Consider the following 20,247-nt stretch of genomic DNA (forward strand, 5'->3'; position numbering starts at 1 on the left):
GCTTCGACAGTGTTTGCATAGGCAGTTCAAAAAACTCCAAGCGAGGTTTTTTTCAATGAATCTGTTCAGTTTGCGGCGCCAGACGCCAAGCCTTGATGACCTCTCATTCGAGGCCGCCCCGCCCGATACCGGCGAGCGCCTGATGCCGAGCGTCGAGCGACCACACCAGGTGTTCGTCCGGGGCCAGGGTTCTTGGCTGTGGGACAGCAACGACCGCGCTTATCTGGACTTTTCCCAGGCGGGCGGCGCCAACAGTCTCGGTCACAGTCCTTCAGCGCTGGTGAAAGCCATCACCAGTCAGGCTCAGGCGCTGATCAATTCTGGTTTCAACCTGCACAATCGCGGCATGCTCAGCCTTGTCGAACGCCTGTGCGCCAGCACCTCCAGCGATCGTGCTTATTTGCTCAACAGCGGCAGCGAAGCCTGTGAAGCGGCAATCAAACTGGCGCGCAAGTGGGGCCAACTGCATCGCGGTGGCGCCTCGCGGATCATCGTTGCGAAACAGGGCTGTCATGGCCGTAGTCTGGCGACGATTTCAGCGTCGGACAGTGGCAACCTGCACAACCGTTTCGCTCCGTTGCTGCCGGGTTTCGACCGCGTGCCGTTCAACGATTTGCCGGCCCTGCACGCGGCGGTCGATGCGCAGACCGTGGCCATCATGCTGGAGCCGATCCAGAGCGATGCCGGGGTGGTTGCGGCCACCGAGCATTACCTCAAAGGCGTTGAGCGTCTGTGCCGCGAGTTGGGCATTCTGCTGATTCTCGACGAAGTGCAGACCGGCATCGGCCGCTGCGGCACCTTGCTTGCTGAACAATCCTACGGCGTTCGTGCCGATATCGTCGTGCTGGGCAAAGGTCTGGGCGGTGGCGTGCCATTGGCGGCGCTGCTGGCGCGAGGCAAGGCTTGCTGTTTCGAACCCGGTGAACTGGGCGGGACCCATCACGGCAACGCGCTGATGACAGCGGCCGGTCTGGTGGTACTCGACAGCGTGCAGGACCGGGCCTTTCTTGAACAGGTCAAAGACAACGGCCAGCATCTGCGCGAAGGTCTTGCGCGTTTGGCTCATCGCTACGGCCATGGCGAGTTGCGTGGTCAAGGGTTGTTCTGGGGCCTCACCCTGTCGGACGATTCAGCCGAAGCTGTGGTCCAGGCCGCACGGCACGAAGGCCTGCTGCTCACCGCTGCGCAACCCGACTGCCTGCGCTTCACCCCGGCGCTCACTGTCAGCAAAGCCAACATCGACGAAATGCTCCTGCGCCTGGCCCGAGCCTTCTCCCGCGTGCTTGGCGCACAGATGCAATGCCGCAAAGGGATTGCCGTCTGATCCGAACTGTCTTACCCGAATTCAAGAACCGTCTCGCGGTATAACGCACGCCCTACGCCTGATTCTTTTGGCGTGGGGCGTTTTTTTGTACGCAGTAGTGGCAAACAGCAGTCAGATGCAGTGAACCCTGACGAACGGCAAAGGTCGATTAGCTTGTATGGCTCAAATGAGCCAGCCCCCACTCAGGAGCTGCCCCATGGACTTTATTCGCATCATCATCGCTATTCTGTTACCGCCGCTGGGTGTGTTTCTGCAGGTCGGGTTTGGCGGGGCGTTCTGGTTGAACATTTTGCTGACGTTGTGCGGCTACATTCCCGGGATCGTGCATGCGGTTTACATCATCGCCAAGCGTTGAGTTCTGCGGCGTCAGGTAAATAGTCTTCGCGAGCAAGCCCGCTCCCGCACTGGATGTGTGTTGTTCACAAATCTCCTGTGGGAGCGGGCTTGCTCGCGAATGGGGCGACTCGATGGATGAAAGTGGGCGTGGATCTCAGTCCGCCAACATCACCCGCCGATAAAACGTCCACTCCTGCTCCAACGCATGCGCCTGATTGACTGCGCGGCGGAAGCCATGGTGCTCATCGGCGTAGTAATGCGCCTCGACCGCAATGCCGTTGCGCTCCAGCGCCTGGGCCATGTCGCGGGTCTGTTGCGGCACTACGACAGCATCCAGTTCACCCTGGAAGAAAATCACCGGCACGCGGATGTTGCTTGCGTGCAGCAACGGCGTGCGGGCGGCGTAGCGTTCGGCGTCTTGCTCGGGATCGCCGATCAGCCAATCCAGATAATCCCCCTCGAACTTGTGCGTCGCTCTAGCCAACGCCACCGGATCGCTGACCCCATAAACGCTGGCGCCGGCACGAAACACCTGATGAAACGCCAAGGCACAAAGCGTGGTGTAGCCGCCCGCGCTGCCGCCACGGATGAACGCACGTTCAGCGTCGATCAGCCCTTGTGCGGCGAGATACCCCACCACTGCGCAAGCATCTTCGACATCCACATCGCCCCAGCTCAGATGCAACGCCTGCCGATATTCGCGGCCATAACCGCTGCTGCCGCGATAGTTGAGGTCAGCGACGGCGAAGCCACGTTGCGTCCAGTACTGGATGCGCGGGTCAAGCATCGGGTAGCAAGCCGAGGTTGGGCCGCCATGGATGAACACCACCAGCGGCGGTTTCACTTCACCGCCCATGGCCGGATAAAAGAACCCGTGAGCCTCTCCCGAACCGCTGGGATAACGCAGGGTTTGTGGACGGCTGATGCGTTCGGCGGGCAACGGTGCGACGCCACCGGCCAGCACTGTTACGTCGTGGGATGCGCGATCAATGGCGATCACCGCCGAAGGGCTGATCGGCGAGGCCGCGATGCAATAGATGAATTGCTGATCCAGTGCCAGATGACGCAAGCGGCTGTAGTCGCCGGTGAAGTCTTCACCGTCGAGCGTCAGACGACCGAAGCCGCCCTCACTCCAACTGCCCAGATACGAGTCGCCAACGGGCAACCAAGTACAGCCACCCAGTTGCCAAGGCGCGGGCGCATGATCGGCTTCGGCGCTTGGCAACGCTTGCAGACCATCGTCTGTTTCGCCCCACGGCTGCCAGAATCCGCCGCGATCAGTCAGACAAAACAAGCGGTTTTCGGTATTGAATCGCGGTTGCTGGATCGACTCCTCAACCCAGTCACCCGCCAGGCAACGTGGTGCTGAAAAGCCCCCGTCAGCCGAGCGCCCAGCCACCATCAACCGAGTCGAAGTCCACGGTTGATGCGGCCGGCTCCACTCGATCCACGCCAAACGCTGGCCATCCGGGCTGATGATCGGCGCGGCATAAAAGTCCGCGCCCTCGGCCAGCACATGACGCGTGCCGTCAGCCAGATCAATCGCGACCAAGCGATGCTGATCGTGGTGTTCTTCCACTGCCAAGACCCGACCCTGGGCAACATGCAGATCGCCGTAGCGACACTCACCCGACGTCAGCGCTTCAGGCTGACCATCCAGCGCCTGTCGATATAACTGCTGATCCGCCTCGCCGACGAAAACCACCCCGTCGGGTGTCAGGCAAAACGCGCCACCGCCATATTCGTACACGCGGCTGCGCACGCTGAAACCTTCGGGCGTCAGACATCTCGCCAGGCCATCGCGCCAATGCCAGATCCGGCACGCCGCATCCTCCGGGCGATATTCATTCCAGAACAAACCGTTGCTACCCAGTTGCAGTTCGGCGAAATCCATCCCGGCGGCGACGGCTTGAGCGGCGCTGAAAGGCTCAGCTTTTGGCGATGAGGCGTGAGTTTCGTTCATTGCGAAAGGCCAGTTGTTCGATGGTTTGAGTGGCGTGCTCGGCTTCTTCGCGGGCCTTGAGGATCACACCGTGATGTTCGGATTTGCTGCACACAGGGTCGGCATTGCTCGCGTCACCCGTGAGCATGAACGCCTGGCAGCGACAGCCGCCGAAGTCCTTTTCCTTCTCGTCGCAGGAGCGGCACGGCTCGGGCATCCAGTCGTACCCGCGAAAGCGGTTGAAGCCGAACGAGTCGTACCAGATGTGCTGCATGCTGTGGTCGCGCACGTTGGGAAATTGTACCGGCAGTTGTCGCGCGCCATGACAGGGCAGGGCAGTGCCGTCCGGTGTGACGGTCAGAAAGATGCTGCCCCAGCCATTCATGCAGGCTTTCGGGCGTTCTTCGTAATAGTCCGGGGTGACGAAAATCAGCTTGCACGGATGCCCTTCGGCTTCCAGCTTGGCGCGGTATTCGTTGGTGATACGTTCGGCGCGCACCAGTTGTTCCTGGGTCGGCAGCAGACCGACACGATTGAGCTGCGCCCAACCGTAGAACTGGCAGGTGGCAAGCTCGACGAAGTCTGCTTCCAGCGCGATGCACAGCTCGATGATGCGGTCGATCTTGTCGATGTTGTGCCGATGGGTGACAAAGTTGAGCACCATCGGATAGCCGTGGGCCTTCACCGCACGGGCCATTTCCAGCTTCTGTGCGAAAGCCTTTTTCGAGCCGGCGAGCAGATTGTTCACCTGCTCGTCGCTGGCCTGAAAACTGATCTGGATGTGATCGAGGCCAGCCTTCTTGAAGTCGCTGATTTTCTGCTCGGTGAGCCCAATGCCCGAGGTGATCAGGTTGGTGTAGAACCCAAGCTTGCGCGCCTCGCCGATCAGCTCGGCGAGATCCTGGCGCACCAGCGGTTCGCCACCGGAAAAACCCAGTTGCGCCGCGCCCATTTCCCGCGCCTCGCCAAACACCTTGATCCACTGCTCGGTGCTCAGCTCTTTGCCCTGCTCGGCGAAATCCAGCGGATTGGAGCAGTACGGGCATTGCAGGGGGCAGCGGTAGGTCAGCTCGGCGAGCAGCCACAGCGGCAGGCCGATCTCAGGCTTGGGCGGTACTTGCACCGATGAATCAGGCAAGTTCGATCCAGTGCTGCGCACGGGCAACCTCCATGAATTGCTCGATGTCGTCACCGAGTTCGGGCACGCCGGGGAACTGCTCGTCGAGTTTGGCGATGATCGCCGCGACATCGCGCTCACCGTCGATCAGACCGCCGATTAGCGCAGCGCTGTCGTTGAGTTTGATCATGCCTTCGGGGTACAGCAGCACATGGCCTTTCTGCGCCGGCTCGTACTGGAAACGGTAGCCGGGACGCCAGGTCGGGATCTTGCTGCGATCAAAACTCATAAGGTGATTCCTTTATGCCAGACCCGTTGCTCGGTCACGCTGTGATACGGCGGGCGGTTCAGTTCGTAAGCCATGCTCATGGCATCGAGCATGCTCCAAAGAATGTCCAGTTTGAACTGGAGAATTTCCAGCATGCGCTCCTGGCCCTCGCGGGTCTTGTAGTGCTCAAGGGTGATCGCCAGGCCATGCTCGACATCCCGGCGCGCTTGGCCGAGGCGGGTGCGGAAATACGCGTAACCGGCCGGGTCGATCCACGGGTAATGTTGCGGCCAACTGTCGAGGCGCGATTGGTGGATCTGCGGTGCGAACAGTTCGGTCAGTGAACTGCTGGCGGCCTCCTGCCAACTGGCCCGGCGGGCGAAGTTGACGTAGGCGTCGACGGCGAAACGCACGCCGGGCAACACCAGTTCCTGGGAGCGCAGTTGATCCGGATCGAGGCCGACGGCTTGGCCCAAGCGCAACCACGCTTCGATGCCGCCGTCTTCACCGGGGGCGCCGTCGTGGTCGAGCAGGCGCTGAATCCATTCGCGGCGGATTTCGCGATCCGGGCAGTTGGCGAGGATGGCCGCGTCTTTCAGCGGAATATTCACCTGATAGTAGAAGCGGTTGGCAACCCAGCCCTGAATCTGTTCGCGGGTGGCGCGGCCCTGGTACATCGCCACGTGATACGGGTGATGGATGTGGTAGTAGGCGCCTTTGGCGCGCAGGGCCGCTTCGAATTCGGCGGGGGACATCGGTTGGTCGGTCATTGCGGTTCTCCGGGGAACAACCGTTGGGATCCTGGGTGTCTGGTCTGATGCCTTCGCGAGCAAGCCCGCTCCCACGTTGGAATGCAGTCTGCTTGTGGGCGCGGGCGTGCTCGCGAAGAGGCCGGTCGCTACAGCACAATACTCATGCCGTCATACGCCACTTCAACATCACGCCGCGCCAGTTCCGCGCGCTGCGGCGAATCCTCGTCGAGAATCGGGTTGGTGTTGTTGATGTGGATAAGCACCTTGCGTTGCTCGGGAAGCTGTTCCAGCACTTCGAGCATGCCGCCAGGGCCGTTCTGCGCCAGATGGCCCATCTCGCGACCGGTGCGGGTGCCGACGCCACGGCGCTGCATTTCATCGTCGTCCCACATTGTGCCGTCGACCAACAGGCAATCGCTGCCCGCCATAATCTCGAGCAACGGCGCGTCAACCTTGCCCAGACCCGGGGCATAGAACAGTTTGCCGCCAGTCTTCAAGTCTTCGACGATCAGGCCAATGTTGTCGCCCGGATGCGGGTCGAAACGATGCGGCGAGTAGGGCGGTGCGGCGCTGCGCAATGGCAGCGGGGTGAAGCGCAGGTTCGGGCACGCGGCGACGGTGAAGCTTTGATCGAGTTCGATGCGGTTCCAGTTCAACCCGCCATTCCAGTGGGTGAGCATTTTGAACAACGGAAAACCCGTGCTCAGGTCTTCGTGAACCATGTCCGTGCACCAGACCTGATGCGGGCAGCCTTCGCGCAGGCTGAGCAGGCCAGTGGTGTGGTCGATCTGGCTGTCCATCAGGATGATCGCGCTGATCCCGGTGTCGCGCAGCGCACGGCCCGGTTGCATCGGAGCGAAGCTCTGCAACTGGGCGCGGATGTCCGGCGAGGCGTTGCACAACACCCAGTTCACGCCGTCATCGGAAATGGCGATGGACGATTGGGTGCGGGCCTTGGCATTCAGGCTGCCGTCGCGAAAGCCTGCACAGTTGACGCAGTTGCAGTTCCACTGCGGAAAACCGCCACCGGCGGCCGAACCCAGAATCTGGACGAACATGAACGCTCCATCATTTCAACGCTGAAAATAAAACGCCTCGGCGAGCCGAGGCGTTGCACTGCAATTCTGACGAGGCAGAACTCAGCGGCTGGCGAAGTACATGGTGACTTCGAAGCCGATACGCAGGTCGGTATAAGCCGGTTTTGTCCAGGACATCAGGTGACTCCTTCATTGAAAGGGCGGGTGGGATAGCGCTATCCATAGGTATAGTCCACGGCAGCGCAGGGACGTTCCAAATAGTTAGGCGGCTATGTTACTCAAAATTTCAGAGGGATTGTCCGTGAATCTTTGAGAAAGCTCCTTGCAGCCTCGGTAATGATCATTTTCCCGCTTGCCAGGGGGCGCCCGGTATCGGGCCGTTGGCGAGGCAGTGCCAGCCGCCTTCGGCAGCGGTCAACCGTTGCGCAGCGGCCAGCAATGTCGGTCGACTCAGTTGGCCGATTGCCGCGACCAGTTGCTCCAGATAATCCGACGGGTGGCCGGCGAGTTTGGCCTGCCAGAGCAGTTCGGCAGTGTCCTTGAAAGGCAGATGGGTGCTGTCGAACTGATCCGCCAGGCGCTGGCGCTGTTGGTCGAGACAGGCCTCGTCGGTGGATTCGATCAATGCGCACATGCCTTCAAGGAATTGCTGAATGTGGCCGAGCAATTCTGTAGTCGTGGCGTTTGGTGATTGCACGCCGAACAGCAACCCGACCTTTCCATGGATTTGCCGCAGTGCACTGAACACGGCGTAACCCAACTGCAACTCGCCCCGCAGGCGTTGATAGAACGGCGTCTGGCAAAGCTGTGCGAGCAAGCGCCATGCGGCTTCGTCGGCGATGTCGCGCCCGGCGGTCGGGCAGAACAGCAACAAGGCGTGTTCGCTGGATGCTGTCTCGATGGGGTGCCACAAATGTTGTGTGGTGAGCGCTGTCGGTGCCGGCAACTGATTGTCCGGTACGCCGGGAATACGGCTCAGGGCCAGGCCCATTGCCGATTGGGTCTGTGGATGAAGGCCCAACGCCAGGCCATCCCAGCGAGAAGTTGTCCACAGGTGTTTGGCGTCATCGCAGGTGTTCGCGGGTTGCAGACAATGCTCCGGGAGTGCCTTGAGCAGTTGGCGGATCGGTATCAACGCCGCTTGCGCCTCACCCGGCAGGGAATCGGCGTCAACTTGCGTCAGACATTTCAGCGCGTGCTCAAGGACGCTGGGCATGGGCTCTTGCAGCCCGGTCAGTTTCAACAGCCATTGATTGCCGCCCATGCTGAGCGATAACTCGACCCCGGCCTGACGCGCATCATCCTGAGTTGCTCGCAGACTGCGCAGCAGCCTCGATTGCAGAGCTGCAGAGGCCGCCGCCTCCAGTTGCCAGCGCAGATAAATCGCCCCGTCATCACCGTTGTCCGGCAAGGCCTGACTCAATTGCATTGGCGAACGTTCGCGACGCCCGCGTGAGCGATCCTGAGCAAACGTGCGCAGGCCTCGGTGGGCGCTGGTTTGTCCGCGGATCAGTCCGGCGTTGGCCAGCGGCTCGTTGGCCCGCAGGAAAGGATTGGCGGCGGGCAGGTGCCAGTGGTGACTGAAGTTATCCACCGTGCCCATTTCACGCAGCATTCGTTTCAGCGCGCTCGCGCCCGATTCCGACAAACCGCTTTCGAGTTGCTCGCTGTCGAGCCGCGCCAGTGGCAACGCAGCGCTGACTTGTTGTTGACGCGCAAGCACGGCGGCGTATTCCTTGCGCAGCGGCGCCCAATCCTGTTGCGCGAAGAAACTCAGCCAGTCGCGCGCGTGTTCGCCAATGGCACCCAGCGATTCGGCGGGTGCATTGAACGCCAGATGCAGCAAGGCCTGCCCGGCAAAGTGATACAGCGGCGCTGCGTGCAGGCCGTCAGCCAGAGCCTGTGCCCGCAAGTACGCCAGCAATCCACCTGGTTTGGCGCTGTTGAGCCAATGGCAGAGAAACGCCATCGCCTCAGCCGACGACTCGGGCAACGCGTCGAACGCAAACAGCAGATTGCAGCGCTGTTCACCGACCTGTTGATAACGGCTCACCGCCAGCGGGAGGCTCACGGCTTGCGCAACGTGATCCCCGGCCGGCAACGTCGCCGCAAACTGCACGGCCAGTGCGCGCAATTGTTCAAGGCTCTGCGGCCCCACCAGGCTCAATGTCATTTGCCCGGTGCGATAAAACCGCTGGTGGAAATCCTTCAACGCCTCTTGAAACGCCGGCAGCTCCACTTGCAGGCTGGCCCGATTCCCCGCATGAAACCCGCGCAAGGGATGCTCGGCTGGCAAACCTTGGTACAACGCAAGATCCTGCTGCGCCGCAGGATCTTGCGACCAAGCGATAAATTCCGCCTGCAGCACTTCCCGTTCCCGCAACTGATCGTCCAGATTCATACGCGGATGGGCGAGCATGTCTGACAGACGCTCAAGCCCGCCGCTGAACGATTGCGTCGGCAACTCAAAGAGAAAGTCAGTCGTACGCTCGTCAGTGCTGGCATTCACCTGCCCGCCGTGACCTTGCACGTAGGCCATCAACCCTTCGCTCGCAGGAAAACGCTCAGTGCCGAGGAACAGCAAATGCTCAAGAAAATGCGCCAGCCCCGGCCACGCCAAGGGCACGTCATGGCTGCCGGCAGCCACCCGTAACGCGGCGGCACTGCGCTTCAAACCGGGCGCATGACGCAGGGTTACGCGCAAGCCGTTGGCCAGGGTTTCGGTGTGGGGGCGGGGGGGAGTCGGCGCAGGCATGGGCACTTCCAGAACAGTGAAGTGCCAATGCTAGCGGATTAGCGCTGGTTCAGCGCGCCGTAAAGCTCGGGGCGGCGATCGCTGAGGTAGTGATTGGCGGCGCGGGAGTCGATCATCAACTGCCGATCCAGTTCGCCGACGATCAAGGCCTCATCCAGACCGGCCTGAGCCCTGCGGCTGCCGTCCGGCGCGGCGATGCTGCTTTGCCCGCAATAGTGAATGTCACCTTCATGGCCGCAGTAGTTGGCGTAAGCCACGTAGCACTGGTTCTCGAAGGCACGCGAGCGGACAGTGACGTCAGCGACGAAATCGAACGGAATCATGTTCGCCGTCGGCACCAGAATCAGTTCGGCGCCTGCCAGGGCCAGACGCCGGGCGTTTTCCGGGAATTCCAGGTCGTAACAGATCAGGAAACCGAGCTTCCAGCCATTGAGTTCAACCACGGGAAACGCGTCTTCGCCCGGACTGAACATCGAGCGATCGAGATCACCGAACAGGTGTGTCTTGCGGTAATTGCACAGGCGTTCGCCTTGGGCGTCGATCATCTGCACAGCGTTGTAGATCTGCCCGTCGGCAGTGCGCTCGGGATAACCGTACACAATCGCAAGGCCGGCAGCCTTGGCGATCCGGCCGATCTGTTGCGCCCATTCACCGTTGTAGACCTCGGCCAATGTACTGACCGCCTCGGCGCCGATGTTGTAGCCAGTCATGAACATCTCCGGCAGCACCAACAGATCGGCGCCTTTGGCCTCCATCGCCAATCGATGCAGGCGTTGCAGGTTGGCGGCGGGGTCCAGTGGCAGCGGTGGACATTGGTAAAGGGCTACACGCATCAGGGATTCCTCTTACTCAGGCAGGGCGATAGGGCCGATGTCTTTGAACACATCACCCGGGCCCGGGTTCTCTTTATGTGTAGAACCGCCGAAATGGTTCATGATCCCCCACACCGCGTTGAGCGAAGTCTGCACCGCGCCTTCGACCCAGGCCGGCGTCCACGACACGTCGTCACCGGCGATGAAAATCCCGCGCTGTTCGGCTGGCATGTCGTCCTGCATGAAGTGCGCGTACATGCGCTGGTTGTAGCGATAGTGGCCGGGCAGGGCGCCTTTGAATGCACCGAGGAAATGCGGATCGGCTTCCCACGACACCGTGATCGGATCGCCGATGATCCGCGCGGCGATGTCGACTTTCGGGTAGATCTTTTTCAACGCGTTCAACGCTAGTTCCACACGCTTTTCCACAGGGTGCGGCAGCATCTTCAAGGCGTCGCTCATCCACGAGTACGACAGGCAGATCACGCCCGGTTTGTCGTCGCCGTTATCGAACAGATAGGTACCACGGGTCAGGCGATCGGTGAGGGTCATGCTCATCAGGTCGCGCCCGGTTTGCGGGTCCTTGTCCTTCCAGAACGGCCGATCGACCATCACGAACGTTTTCGACGATTGCATGTAGCGGGTGCGGTCGAGCGCCATCCACATCTTTTGCGAGAACAGGGTTTCGTCGCATTCGATCTGCGTGGTCAGCAGCCAGCTCTGGCAAGTGGTCAGCACGGCGGCGTATTCGCGGGTGTCACCGTTGTTGTCGGTGACGGCGAAACGGCCATCGGGCGCATGGGCAATTTTCTTCACGCCTGAACGTGGCGCGCCACGGTGCAGGGACTTCAGGCTGGTGCCTTCAGGCCAGTGCACGCAGCGCTGTGGCACATGGCGCCAGATACCCTGCGGCACTTGTTCAACGCCGCCGACCACCAAATGTTGGTGATCGTCGCAGTTGGTCATCACCACCCGGAAGATTTCCAGCATCGAATTGGGAAAGTCAGAATCCCAGCCGCCGGTGCCGAAACCAACCTGACCGAACACTTCGCGGTGATGGAACGATAACTTGGCGAACGCCTCGGACGTGGCGACGAAATCGTAGAAGGTGCGGTCATCCCACAGCGGCACCAGAGTGTTCCACAGCTCTTTGAGGCGCGGCACATCACGGTCGCGAATGGCTTGCTGGATATCGGCGAACTGTGATCCCGCCTCCAATGCATCGGCCCAAGCGTCAGCCACTTCCTGAAACAGGGCAGGAAGATCCTTCAGGCTTTGTGCGTAATGGGTTTTGCCTTCCAGGTCGATCACGGTGCTGCCGGAGGCGGGCGTCAACGGGTTGGGGAAGGGCTTGGTTTCGAGACCGAGTTTGTCGACGTAGTGATAGAACGCAGTGGAGGACACCGGGAAACGCATGCCACCGAGTTCGGCGACGATACCGTCAGTGCCGTTGAACGCTTGCGAGCGCAGGCGGCCGCCCAGCTTCGAGGCCTCGTAAACCACCGGTTTGAGGCCAAGCTTCATCAGCTCATAAGCCGCCACCAGACCTGCGATGCCGGCGCCGACGATCGCCACTTCAGCGCCGTGGTGATGCTCGGGAATGCTGCCCAGGCCGGCCGGGTGTTCGATCCAGTCATCGAAGGCGAACGGAAAGTCCGGACCGAAAATGGTGATTGGCTTCTTACCGTCTGCAGGATGGCGATTGTTCTTGTTCATGGCTGACCTTGCTGGCGACCCGACGCTGGATGCGCGTCTGAGTATAGGAAAAGATGCCAGCCATTCTAGGGAGCCTGGGACACGTTAATAAGACGCAAAGTGTCGTCGTTTTGCCAGTTTATCGATCAAAGTGACGAGCCAGTGCTACACACCGCACTGTGGGAACCAGCCTGCTGGCGATGAGGCTCTCTCAGCCACCCGCGATTAAACCGGCTGTCCCCGATCAATCTTGCTACTCAAGATGATCGACGTGGTGGTCTTCTCAACCCCATCCACACTGCCAATCTGATCCAGCAGTTGATCCAGTTGCTCCGGCGAATCCGTGCGCAACCACGCCACATAATCAAATTCGCCGCTTACCGCACACAACTGCTGCACCTGCGCCATCGCACTCAACCGGCGCAACACCTCTTTACCGGAGCGCGGCTGCACCTTGATCCCGACATACGCCTGCAACCCGCCATCGACCACGCGTTGCCCCAAACGCACACCATAACCGGTGATCACTTTGGCCTTTTCCAGGCGTGCCAGCCTTGAAGTCACGGTGGTGCGCGCAATGCCCAACTGCCGGGCGAGCATGGCTACGCTTTCGCGGGCGTTGATTTGCAGAGCGGCGATCAACTGGCGGTCGATTTCATCAAGCGCGGGTGGGCGGGTGTCGGGCAAGGGGGGCTCCATGGGGCGCTGGTTGGTTGGCCTGCGCATGTTACAGGCTCCGCGGGTTGGATATGGATATCAGCGTGTTTAGCATCGACGCCCCGATTCACCGGGGCGCGAATCGAGGAAGGTCGTGCTAAACCTGCGTTTGGTTGCGTGTCGCGAAGCGTTGATGGTTGATGACCTTCACTACATCATCAATCACCGCTTTGCTCATCGCCGCCAGAAAATGAGCGCCCCAGGCATAGCGGTCAGTTTTTTTGTCGTAAGCGGCGTCTTCAGCGAAGGCTTTGACGAGAAACAGCAGGTCGGAGGCTTGAGACAGAGCAACGCCGATCGGGAGGCCGGCGCTGACGTGGAAAAGGGGTTGATTGGAGCCGTAGATGAAGGGGGTAAGGCCGATGGTTTTCAGGTCAGAAGGCGTGGACGAGTCTTTTTCAGTCAGGGTGATACTCCTAATTTGAAGAGGCACCGCATTCGTTTCCATGCGAATGGGTGACAGCTGCGCGCAGGTTGGAAACCGGAAAATCAGGAAACCGGCACGTCCGAAGACGTCCCGCGCGCAGCCGTCATAAATCTGGATCGCAGACTAAAAATCTTTGCGATCACGAAGGCAGAGCGTTGTTGTCATTAATTTAATCGGGTTTCCAAGCCTGGCCGCTGATGAGCAGCGACGCCTTGAGAGTATCCCGTCAAAGAAAAGCCCAACAGGCGCCAAACCGCCTCAAACCACCGCTTCGGAACTTGCCTACAGCCCTCGGGGAAGTCTTCCGAGCATTGCACTCGTATAGACCAAACCATCGCCCAATAAAAAGCCGCGCATTTAGCGCGGCTTTCAAATGTGGTGGGCCCACACGGACTTGAACCGTGGACCAAAGGATTATGAGCCCGAGATAGGATGGCCACTTTACTGGGGGAAGCCAGGAAAACAAATGGTTTCAGATCGTTTCTGTGCATATGTGCAGCAATGAAATCTTGGTGAATTGGACGGATATTGGACGGGCGCGAAAGCATGGCACAGGCTACTGTTCACCCTCTAATCATGGGGCGTTGCTGCCGCTTCATCATTTTGACGAGCTTTCCGGTTTGGTTGTCCAGCGCTGCTTCCTCGCCAAGTGATACGAGTAACAAAGGGTGCTCGCCGCGTCCTCGATTGACCATTAGCCGTCCTAAAAATGCAGCGGCTCTCAGGTTGTCTCTGAACTCTTTTCTCATGCATCGACGAAGACCAGACGTCAGCAGATCGGCAATCTGAACGCCAGAATCGCTTCTGGAGTCAACAAACTGCATGTCCTCTCTAATCAGCTTGCCAATGTCTAATACATCACTCAGGTCGACACTGACGCCATATTGTTCCTTGAGAAATCTCGGCTCAGCAGCATCGAATCTGGCCATGTGGCTGTAATCGAACCCCTCAACCCTCGGCATTGGGTTGTCGATAGACATAGTTTGCAGATATGCCGGACTGAGGTTTTCGAAAACGTTTTCGAACTCAGTTTTTTTCGAAGGCTCTTTTTGATCCACCCGCCAAACAAATGAACTCAAAGACTCTGGATGGGTTTGAACGTAGTAAGTCACTGCATGCGATACGACGTAGTACATCAGTTGGATTTGGCAGGTGAATTGGATATAGAGCTGATCAGACAGCCCAAGCACCTGTTTGGAAACTCCTAGGATGCTGTCTTTCATGCTTTGGTGAACCATTTTATCGATGTGCTTCACCAGCGACTGGGCGCATTGCGTTTTATGAGCGTCTGCAGCCTGGGGGGTGTTCAGATGGGCATTTGTTGCCAACCCATAAAGCGTGCAATTCAACTGAGCGAGCCGATTTAGCAGGCGGAAATAGCTCATCTCATCGCGCACTTTTCCGAGTTTCAATTCCTGATCCGAGGGGCATCCGTTCTCAGCTTTGAACTGGCGAAGTGTGTCTTCAGCGGCGGCCATCGCTTCATCCAAGACAACAACCGCGCCAACTGTGCTCCAAGCGTTTCGGTCGTCTGTGTAGGTGAACGATCCAGATTCGTCGATAAAGATGCGCATGCGTTCCCCTTTTTGCGACCTGCATACCTTCGTATGGCTTGCCTTGAATTCGACAAGCTGATCCTGCTGAGGCTAATGAAGCCCTGCGAAATATCCATTTTTGCCAGAGAGGCCCAGCCAGCATAGCGCTCAGACAGTCCGGCATTGGTTCGACCGCTGAAAAATGTGAGTGAAAATTCGATGAACCAAAAAGCGAAAACTGACGGAAAAGAATGTTTTTCAGCGCGATACGCCCGTAATCATTGGTTATCACCTGTTGAGTTCTTGAAACGGTTCCAGTGAGAAGCGCCCTATCGTGTTTCACATCGTTGCAAATCTTTGCACTCATTACAGTCCGTGGTTCGGTCGGTAAGCCTACGGTCGGCTTGGCTTGCGATCGTGGTTATCACCCCAATGCGGTTTGCACAAAAAAGAGACGCGTAGCCCGCCGGCGGGAGGGGGATAAGTGCTTTTTTGATCGTTTTTTTCTTGCGACGAACATTTTCGGCAAATAGCAAAAATCTGTGTGTATTGTGTGTATTGTGTGTATTCGCCTTTGACATAGTTATTATTCGTGTGTACTATACACACCATTGGAGCAGAGGGAGGGACAGGATGCGAAGTAGAGAAGTTATCGAGCTGTTGGTGGCGGATGGATGGGAAGAGGTGGCAGTCAGAGGGAGCCATCATCAGTTCAAGCATCCAACGAAAGCGGGTCGGGTGACGGTTCCACACCCCAAGTCGGAAATCGCAAAAGGAACGCTACATAGCATTTTGAAAACCGCCGGTCTCAAATGAGCCGGCCCTCCCACCGAAAGCTCTACTGCGGGGCTTAGGTGGGAAGGATAAAAAATATAAAGGTGGTAACGGTCTCACGGACTTTTTGCTGGGGCTATGCAGATGTAAACGACGGGCGCGCCGAGCGCTCGCAAGGGAGAAACAGAATATGAAATTTCCAGTCGTAATACATAAAGACGCTGAATCTGACTACGGGGTGACTGTGCCCGACGTGCCTGGTTGCTTCTCAGCCGGTAGCACCTTTTCGGAAGCGCTTGAAAATGTAAACGAAGCACTGGCGCTGCACTTGGAAGGGATGGTTGCTGATGGAGACGATCTACCTCAAGGGAAAGAGGTAGATGCACACTTAGCCAATCCGGATTATGACGGTGGTGTCTGGGCGGTAGTTGACTTCGATCTGACCCCGTATCTTGGCAAGTCAGTCAGATTCAATGCGTCTCTACCAGAGAATCTTTTGCTCCGTATTGACGAGAAGGTGAACAAAGATCACCGCTACGCCTCACGGTCTGGATTTCTGGCAACAGCAGCGCTCCGTGAGCTAGCTGTCTGAACAGACCAAGCTGAACACCTCAAAGGCGCCATGTTGGCGCCTTTTTGTTGCCTGGCGAAAACAGGCGAGTCGTTTCGTCGGGGGCAAGCAACAGGGAATGTGAAATCATTTATGCTGTATGCGCGTACAGTATATTTTGGTGGTGCCCAATGATCGCTGAACCCCTTCGAAACGATGCTCTTTCGCGGTGGAACGGAATGTTGCGAAACCAAGCTGCATTGCTTGAACGCCCCGGCTTTCATCATAAAGCGCTGCTCACGCAGGCATACGCTCTGCACCAGGAACAATTCATCGATCGTGACGAGCTAAGTGATTTGTTGGATTTGGCGGATGCTGCGCTGGCCTTCGCTGTGGAGTCCCTACTCGACATCAACCGCGATGAATAAGGGGCGGGCATGTATTTGCTGGTAACCCCGATGCGAGTACGTGGTGTCGCTCTGTCAGTCAAAGAACGGATCCGCTAGGGTAGGACGCCTACGCCTACGCCTACGCCTACGCCCCCGCTCCGTAGATATTCCGACTCCTCCGGTCTTCTATCCCGGTGCTATGCTTCCTTTTGGGATTAATAATCACAGACGGTAAGCTCATGTCTAAAACCGCATACTCACTACTGAATAGCAAAGAGTTAGACGTTGAACAACTGCTGGCCTTGTATGGAAATCATACAGTAGAGGAATCCATTCAAGTATTGAGCAATATCCCGGATCATATACGAACCTTGGTCGGGTTAGATGTCCTATGCCCTTCTTGCGGAGTCGATGGCGCAATTTTGGTGAGCGGTGCTAAGTCCAAAGCAACAGCTAAAAGTCTGCGACAAGCGCACTTTCGCTTTGTTGGAGCGAAAAACGAAGATGCTCACCTTCCGTTCTGCGATTTTAGTCCAGTCAATACTGACGAACCAAAACAAAGCGAATTGGTCGATTTACAGTCAGATAGGTCTCAGGAAACGCGGTTTGTTCGTCAGTTAGTTTGTAAAGGTATTGAATCAAAAGTGTTCGACCAGTCGGACATTCGATCTATGCGGCAATGGTACTTTGATTTAAAGGCAGCAGCGCGCTTTCGGGTAACCACTTCGATAGAGACGCTAACGTATTTGTACAAATTGATCGCTACCGACCCACATAACTCTCTGGCGCATCATCCAGCGCATGCAGAAATTCCAGGCTTTGATTGGCGGTATGCTGCTAGATCTAAGTTATCCCAAGACAACGCTGATTTGATTCTTGCGGCTAGAGGCATTGGCTTCGGCGATGTAAAGAAGGACGCCGCCAGGTTGATCGTTCGATACAAAGATAGGGAAGTCTTTGATGTGGAGGTGCTCGAACCACACTACGAAAAGACTATTCAACTTTGCATGTTCGCAGGTAGGTCGTTTGGGTATTCAGACAGAAAGTGGATGAACTATAGGTGGGGTCAAATACCATCCAGTCTGCTCGCTTTGTGCTCGCTCCTCCTGAGCGTTTCCGACTGGGATATAGATCGAGCAATCGACAAGCTCGCCGTTATACTGAATGCTCCCCCACCCAACAGTTTGCTACATGGCAACATTATGGGTCTAAATCCGTTCCTTGAGTACGGAGCTTGGCGCCTTATTAAACGCGTTAGCGTGATCGAGAAGAATTTCGCAATACCTCACGATTTCGACGCTCAGATTTCCAATATGGAAGCGACGCTGCGTGCCGAGCACTTGCAGTGGCGTAGAACTAACGGTTTGCCCGACAGGCCTCCAAAGGAAATACCAATAAAAACAGTTATTCCGCTGAATGAAATGGACAGTCCGTTTTTAGATCTGTAGTTACAAGGTCACGGCTTTTAACGATGTGGAAATTTTGGCTACGGTGGCCGCACGACTGGAAAACAGCGACGCGTCTGAAGGGGCAGGCGTCGGCCCCGGCAGGTGAGTATGTGCGGCTAACTGCGTATTCATCTCCTGCAGGAGATCAAGTGTGTCGCAAACAATTTTAAATAGGTTCACTCCCTCGGAGCCGATCCAGTTTTTCGGCGCCCGCATCCGCTGGCTGACCCCGGCCACGCTCTCACGCAAGCCTTCAATCCGCTCATGCATGTCCCCACCCACCGTGGCGTTGTACTTTTGCCCGACCACCACGTTCAAATCGCGCCCAGTCGCCTGGTGCAAATCATCCACCGCCGCCAGGCTCGCGGATCCGCCCGATAGCAGCTTCAACGCGCCCAGCGCCTCGATCTTTTTCACACCACCCACCGTCTCGGTCGAGTGGTCATCGATGGTCTGCGTGTGGCTCTGGAACTGCTCGCGGTTCTCCAGCGCTTCAACCTCGCGCTCGATCGCCTGATCCCGGATCTTGCCATCGGTCTGCCGTAGCCAGTTGCCGTCGGCATCGACGCGCTGCTGGGCGGCATCGCTGTGTTGCCACACCTGATCACCTTTCGGCACCTTCGGCATGCTCAGCCCATGCGGCAAGATCGATTGAATGTAGGGCTTGTTCGGTAATCCGTAGGCGAAGCACACCACCACCCGCGTGCCTTCCTCCGGAAAGGCGTAAATGCCCATTTCCTCGCCACCAGTCGGCAACGGCAGCGGAACACCGGTGAGCGGCAGCATGGCCGGATCTGGTTCATCGTCCGGGCCGAGTACGACAATGTCCACGGCGTAGCGCGGCCGGAAGTCGTCACAGAGTCCGGCGTCCGCCGGCGCGTCGGCCACGGCGGTGACCCGGGCAAAGCGCGGCAGGTGGTAACCACCCGTGAGTTCGGGGAATTGGCGCTCTACAGCGCGGCGGATTGCGTCTTCCATCGGATGGCCATCTGGTCATTGGCGAGCGACACCGTGGTGATGCGCTCGCCGTTGTTGATCGTTGCACCTGGTCGCACGCCGGGAAGGGCCGCGACCATTGCGCTCTGGTTGCCCTGGTAGCCGTCGAACAGCTCCGTGGGGATTTGCAGCGGCGCCCGGGCGCCAAAAAAGCTGTCGGCCCAACTGCCGGCGAAGACTTCACCGTTGCCCAGTTGGTGCCAGGTGAAGTCGGGAATGCTGAATACGCGGGCCAGACTGTCCATCGCCTGGTAACCGGCGGCGAGGCTGTAGAAATACGGCGACTTCACGCTGGCGTATGGTTGATCCGGAACGCGGAAGCGCAGACCGGTTTGCTCGCTGACCTCGGCCAGTACCGCACGCAGATCCACATGACGCAGGTTCAGCGGCAGCGGGTTGGCCAGCACGGCGGCCAGCTCGCGACAGAACAGCACCTGCTCGACCGCGTTCGCGGCGGTGCAGCGCTCGACGTAGCCGATAAAGTGACGTTGCAGCGTGCCTTCGTTGTAGCCGATATCCAGCGTCACCAGACCTTTCAGCGGTACCGAAGACTGAACCGTGAAGTTCGCCCGGCCGGGACTGGTGGCGTCCAGCCGAACGTCCTCCTTGATCAGCGCGATCGGCGCGCCATTAATGGCCAACACCTTGTGCAGCTTCACGTCTGCTCACTCCCGCCCAGCCACTTATCCACACGGCCCAGCACCTTTTCGAAGCCGCTCAGCGCGGGGTTGTCATCGGTAGCCTCGCCGTTGCCGGCAGTACCACCGCCCTCCCCGACAGGACTGCCCGAGGCGCCTTGGGCGTTGACCTTGTTGCTGGCGCGCCGGCCTTCGACTTTTTCCGGATTCGATTCACGCTCGCTCAGTGTGAACTGCACCAGCCAGGCTTTCAGGTTGTCCGCTTCCCGGGCGCTGATGCCGTCTGAAAATTCCACCTGGCGAACGCCGAAGGCCTCGGCCGTGTCGTTGACGATCCGATAAAGGTGAAGCTGACCGCCGCTGGCCGTGGTTTCCGCCAGGCGCAGCAGATCCGTGAGTTGGGTTTTATCCACAAACGCAATCATCAGCGAAACGGTCAGCGTCTTGGGCTTGAAGCCCTTGTGGGCCTTGTCGGTGTTGCTGGTCTGGCCGGACATGTCGCCGCTTTCAATACGCAGGTTGGCGGTGACCTTGAGGTTCTTCCCTTGGACTTTTTGCCCGTCGAGTAGCAGCGTCATAGGCCCACCAGCTCCTGTACGAAACTCAGCCCCTGCTTGCTGCCCACCAGGAGCAGCCCGGCGCACTGAATCCATTCGTGGCCCGGGGCATCGCCGGCCAGCAGCTCGTGGCGCAGTTCGCCGGCGTTGCCCGGGCCGATCAGCCGTGCGCGCATGC

Annotated in this window: 21 protein-coding genes; 6 read left to right on the top strand and 15 right to left on the bottom strand. The window is 58.5% G+C overall.

Going from position 1 to position 20,247, the window contains the following annotated elements:
* Positions 1–55 precede the first annotated feature (55 nt).
* A complete protein-coding gene (locus AACY11_RS21370) occupies positions 56–1,324 on the top strand; it encodes an aspartate aminotransferase family protein (protein ID WP_339495676.1) in 1,269 nt (422 codons plus the stop codon).
* Positions 1,325–1,520: 196 nt separating this feature from the next.
* Entirely contained in the window at positions 1,521–1,679 is a 159-nt protein-coding gene (locus tag AACY11_RS21375; protein ID WP_003228885.1) for a YqaE/Pmp3 family membrane protein, read from the top strand.
* Between the two features lie 135 nt (positions 1,680–1,814).
* Here the strand turns inward: AACY11_RS21375 and AACY11_RS21380 are convergent, their stop codons facing one another.
* The 12 genes from AACY11_RS21380 to AACY11_RS21435 all read right to left on the bottom strand — a co-directional run bounded on the left by AACY11_RS21380 (position 1,815) and on the right by AACY11_RS21435 (position 14,756).
* Positions 1,815–3,623 carry an alpha/beta hydrolase family protein gene (locus tag AACY11_RS21380; RefSeq protein WP_339495677.1) on the bottom strand — a complete coding sequence of 603 codons (1,809 nt, stop codon included), beginning with the start codon at positions 3,621–3,623 and terminating at the stop codon, positions 1,815–1,817.
* Positions 3,589–4,725, bottom strand: coding sequence for a pyrroloquinoline quinone biosynthesis protein PqqE (pqqE, locus tag AACY11_RS21385; RefSeq protein WP_401160105.1), 1,137 nt, complete (start codon positions 4,723–4,725; stop codon positions 3,589–3,591). The genes AACY11_RS21380 and pqqE overlap by 35 nt, the downstream gene beginning before the upstream one ends.
* Before the next feature lie 7 nt (positions 4,726–4,732).
* Positions 4,733–5,008: a pyrroloquinoline quinone biosynthesis peptide chaperone PqqD gene (gene pqqD / locus AACY11_RS21390; protein ID WP_041070005.1), complete on the bottom strand. Its 276-nt coding sequence runs from the start codon at positions 5,006–5,008 to the stop codon at positions 4,733–4,735.
* Positions 5,005–5,757, bottom strand: coding sequence for a pyrroloquinoline-quinone synthase PqqC (gene pqqC / locus AACY11_RS21395; protein ID WP_339495678.1), 753 nt, complete (start codon positions 5,755–5,757; stop codon positions 5,005–5,007). Before pqqC ends, pqqD begins: the two co-directional genes overlap by 4 nt.
* A 128-nt stretch (positions 5,758–5,885) precedes the next feature.
* Positions 5,886–6,797 (bottom strand): pyrroloquinoline quinone biosynthesis protein PqqB, encoded by a 912-nt coding sequence (gene pqqB / locus AACY11_RS21400; RefSeq protein WP_339430224.1) that lies wholly within the window; start codon positions 6,795–6,797, stop codon positions 5,886–5,888.
* A gap of 81 nt (positions 6,798–6,878) precedes the next feature.
* A complete protein-coding gene (gene pqqA, locus AACY11_RS21405; protein WP_003422658.1) occupies positions 6,879–6,953 on the bottom strand; it encodes a pyrroloquinoline quinone precursor peptide PqqA in 75 nt (24 codons plus the stop codon).
* Between the two features lie 163 nt (positions 6,954–7,116).
* A complete protein-coding gene (gene pqqF, locus AACY11_RS21410; RefSeq protein WP_339495679.1) occupies positions 7,117–9,531 on the bottom strand; it encodes a pyrroloquinoline quinone biosynthesis protein PqqF in 2,415 nt (804 codons plus the stop codon).
* Positions 9,532–9,569: 38 nt separating this feature from the next.
* Positions 9,570–10,364, bottom strand: coding sequence for a carbon-nitrogen hydrolase family protein (locus AACY11_RS21415; protein WP_339430222.1), 795 nt, complete (start codon positions 10,362–10,364; stop codon positions 9,570–9,572).
* A 12-nt stretch (positions 10,365–10,376) separates the two neighbouring features.
* Entirely contained in the window at positions 10,377–12,059 is a 1,683-nt protein-coding gene (locus AACY11_RS21420) for a flavin monoamine oxidase family protein (RefSeq protein ID WP_339464440.1), read from the bottom strand.
* Positions 12,060–12,263: 204 nt separating this feature from the next.
* Positions 12,264–12,725, bottom strand: a complete 462-nt coding sequence (locus tag AACY11_RS21425; RefSeq protein WP_007966501.1) for an Lrp/AsnC family transcriptional regulator — start codon at positions 12,723–12,725, stop codon at positions 12,264–12,266.
* A 127-nt stretch (positions 12,726–12,852) separates the two neighbouring features.
* Positions 12,853–13,161 (bottom strand): DUF3077 domain-containing protein, encoded by a 309-nt coding sequence (locus AACY11_RS21430; protein ID WP_339430495.1) that lies wholly within the window; start codon positions 13,159–13,161, stop codon positions 12,853–12,855.
* A 584-nt stretch (positions 13,162–13,745) separates the two neighbouring features.
* On the bottom strand, positions 13,746–14,756 hold the full coding sequence (locus tag AACY11_RS21435) for a DUF3800 domain-containing protein (RefSeq protein WP_339495680.1): 1,011 nt from the start codon (positions 14,754–14,756) through the stop codon (positions 13,746–13,748).
* Between the two features lie 594 nt (positions 14,757–15,350).
* Between AACY11_RS21435 and AACY11_RS21440 the strand changes: the two genes are divergently transcribed.
* The 4 genes from AACY11_RS21440 to AACY11_RS21455 all read left to right on the top strand — a co-directional run bounded on the left by AACY11_RS21440 (position 15,351) and on the right by AACY11_RS21455 (position 17,878).
* Positions 15,351–15,533 (top strand): type II toxin-antitoxin system HicA family toxin, encoded by a 183-nt coding sequence (locus AACY11_RS21440; RefSeq protein ID WP_339433257.1) that lies wholly within the window; start codon positions 15,351–15,353, stop codon positions 15,531–15,533.
* A gap of 148 nt (positions 15,534–15,681) precedes the next feature.
* On the top strand, positions 15,682–16,083 hold the full coding sequence (locus tag AACY11_RS21445; protein ID WP_339433258.1) for a type II toxin-antitoxin system HicB family antitoxin: 402 nt from the start codon (positions 15,682–15,684) through the stop codon (positions 16,081–16,083).
* 149 nt (positions 16,084–16,232) lie between these two features.
* Positions 16,233–16,469, top strand: a complete 237-nt coding sequence (locus tag AACY11_RS21450; protein WP_339495681.1) for a hypothetical protein — start codon at positions 16,233–16,235, stop codon at positions 16,467–16,469.
* Between the two features lie 200 nt (positions 16,470–16,669).
* Positions 16,670–17,878, top strand: coding sequence for a hypothetical protein (locus tag AACY11_RS21455; protein ID WP_339495682.1), 1,209 nt, complete (start codon positions 16,670–16,672; stop codon positions 17,876–17,878).
* Here the strand turns inward: AACY11_RS21455 and AACY11_RS21460 are convergent, their stop codons facing one another.
* Genes AACY11_RS21460 through AACY11_RS21470 form a run of 3 tightly spaced genes read right to left on the bottom strand, consistent with a single transcriptional unit; the run spans position 17,879 to position 20,090 of the window.
* The gene (locus AACY11_RS21460) at positions 17,879–18,856 is read right to left on the bottom strand and encodes a hypothetical protein (protein ID WP_339495683.1); all 978 of its coding nucleotides are present in this window, start codon (positions 18,854–18,856) and stop codon (positions 17,879–17,881) included. It abuts the gene before it with no gap.
* Positions 18,829–19,533, bottom strand: coding sequence for a hypothetical protein (locus AACY11_RS21465; protein ID WP_339495684.1), 705 nt, complete (start codon positions 19,531–19,533; stop codon positions 18,829–18,831). The genes AACY11_RS21460 and AACY11_RS21465 overlap by 28 nt, the downstream gene beginning before the upstream one ends.
* A complete protein-coding gene (locus AACY11_RS21470) occupies positions 19,530–20,090 on the bottom strand; it encodes a baseplate complex protein (protein ID WP_339495685.1) in 561 nt (186 codons plus the stop codon). Before AACY11_RS21470 ends, AACY11_RS21465 begins: the two co-directional genes overlap by 4 nt.
* Between the last annotated feature and the right edge of the window lie 157 nt (positions 20,091–20,247).

Source organism: Pseudomonas sp. RA_105y_Pfl2_P56 (genome assembly GCF_963970845.1).
Taxonomy (GTDB): Bacteria; Pseudomonadota; Gammaproteobacteria; order Pseudomonadales; family Pseudomonadaceae; genus Aquipseudomonas; species Aquipseudomonas baetica_A.

Coding starts and splice junctions, on each gene's coding strand:
- AACY11_RS21375 (WP_003228885.1), top strand. CDS start 1,521: ATGGACTTTATTCGCATCATCATCGCTATTCTGTTACCGCCGCTGGGT.
- AACY11_RS21440 (WP_339433257.1), top strand. CDS start 15,351: ATGCGAAGTAGAGAAGTTATCGAGCTGTTGGTGGCGGATGGATGGGAA.
- AACY11_RS21445 (WP_339433258.1), top strand. CDS start 15,682: ATGAAATTTCCAGTCGTAATACATAAAGACGCTGAATCTGACTACGGG.
- AACY11_RS21435 (WP_339495680.1), bottom strand. CDS start 14,756: ATGCGCATCTTTATCGACGAATCTGGATCGTTCACCTACACAGACGAC.
- pqqF (WP_339495679.1), bottom strand. CDS start 9,531: ATGCCTGCGCCGACTCCCCCCCGCCCCCACACCGAAACCCTGGCCAAC.
- pqqC (WP_339495678.1), bottom strand. CDS start 5,757: ATGACCGACCAACCGATGTCCCCCGCCGAATTCGAAGCGGCCCTGCGC.
- AACY11_RS21370 (WP_339495676.1), top strand. CDS start 56: ATGAATCTGTTCAGTTTGCGGCGCCAGACGCCAAGCCTTGATGACCTC.
- AACY11_RS21380 (WP_339495677.1), bottom strand. CDS start 3,623: ATGAACGAAACTCACGCCTCATCGCCAAAAGCTGAGCCTTTCAGCGCC.
- AACY11_RS21420 (WP_339464440.1), bottom strand. CDS start 12,059: ATGAACAAGAACAATCGCCATCCTGCAGACGGTAAGAAGCCAATCACC.
- pqqD (WP_041070005.1), bottom strand. CDS start 5,008: ATGAGTTTTGATCGCAGCAAGATCCCGACCTGGCGTCCCGGCTACCGT.
- pqqB (WP_339430224.1), bottom strand. CDS start 6,797: ATGTTCGTCCAGATTCTGGGTTCGGCCGCCGGTGGCGGTTTTCCGCAG.
- AACY11_RS21470 (WP_339495685.1), bottom strand. CDS start 20,090: ATGACGCTGCTACTCGACGGGCAAAAAGTCCAAGGGAAGAACCTCAAG.
- AACY11_RS21415 (WP_339430222.1), bottom strand. CDS start 10,364: ATGCGTGTAGCCCTTTACCAATGTCCACCGCTGCCACTGGACCCCGCC.
- AACY11_RS21450 (WP_339495681.1), top strand. CDS start 16,233: ATGATCGCTGAACCCCTTCGAAACGATGCTCTTTCGCGGTGGAACGGA.
- AACY11_RS21460 (WP_339495683.1), bottom strand. CDS start 18,856: ATGGAAGACGCAATCCGCCGCGCTGTAGAGCGCCAATTCCCCGAACTC.
- AACY11_RS21455 (WP_339495682.1), top strand. CDS start 16,670: ATGTCTAAAACCGCATACTCACTACTGAATAGCAAAGAGTTAGACGTT.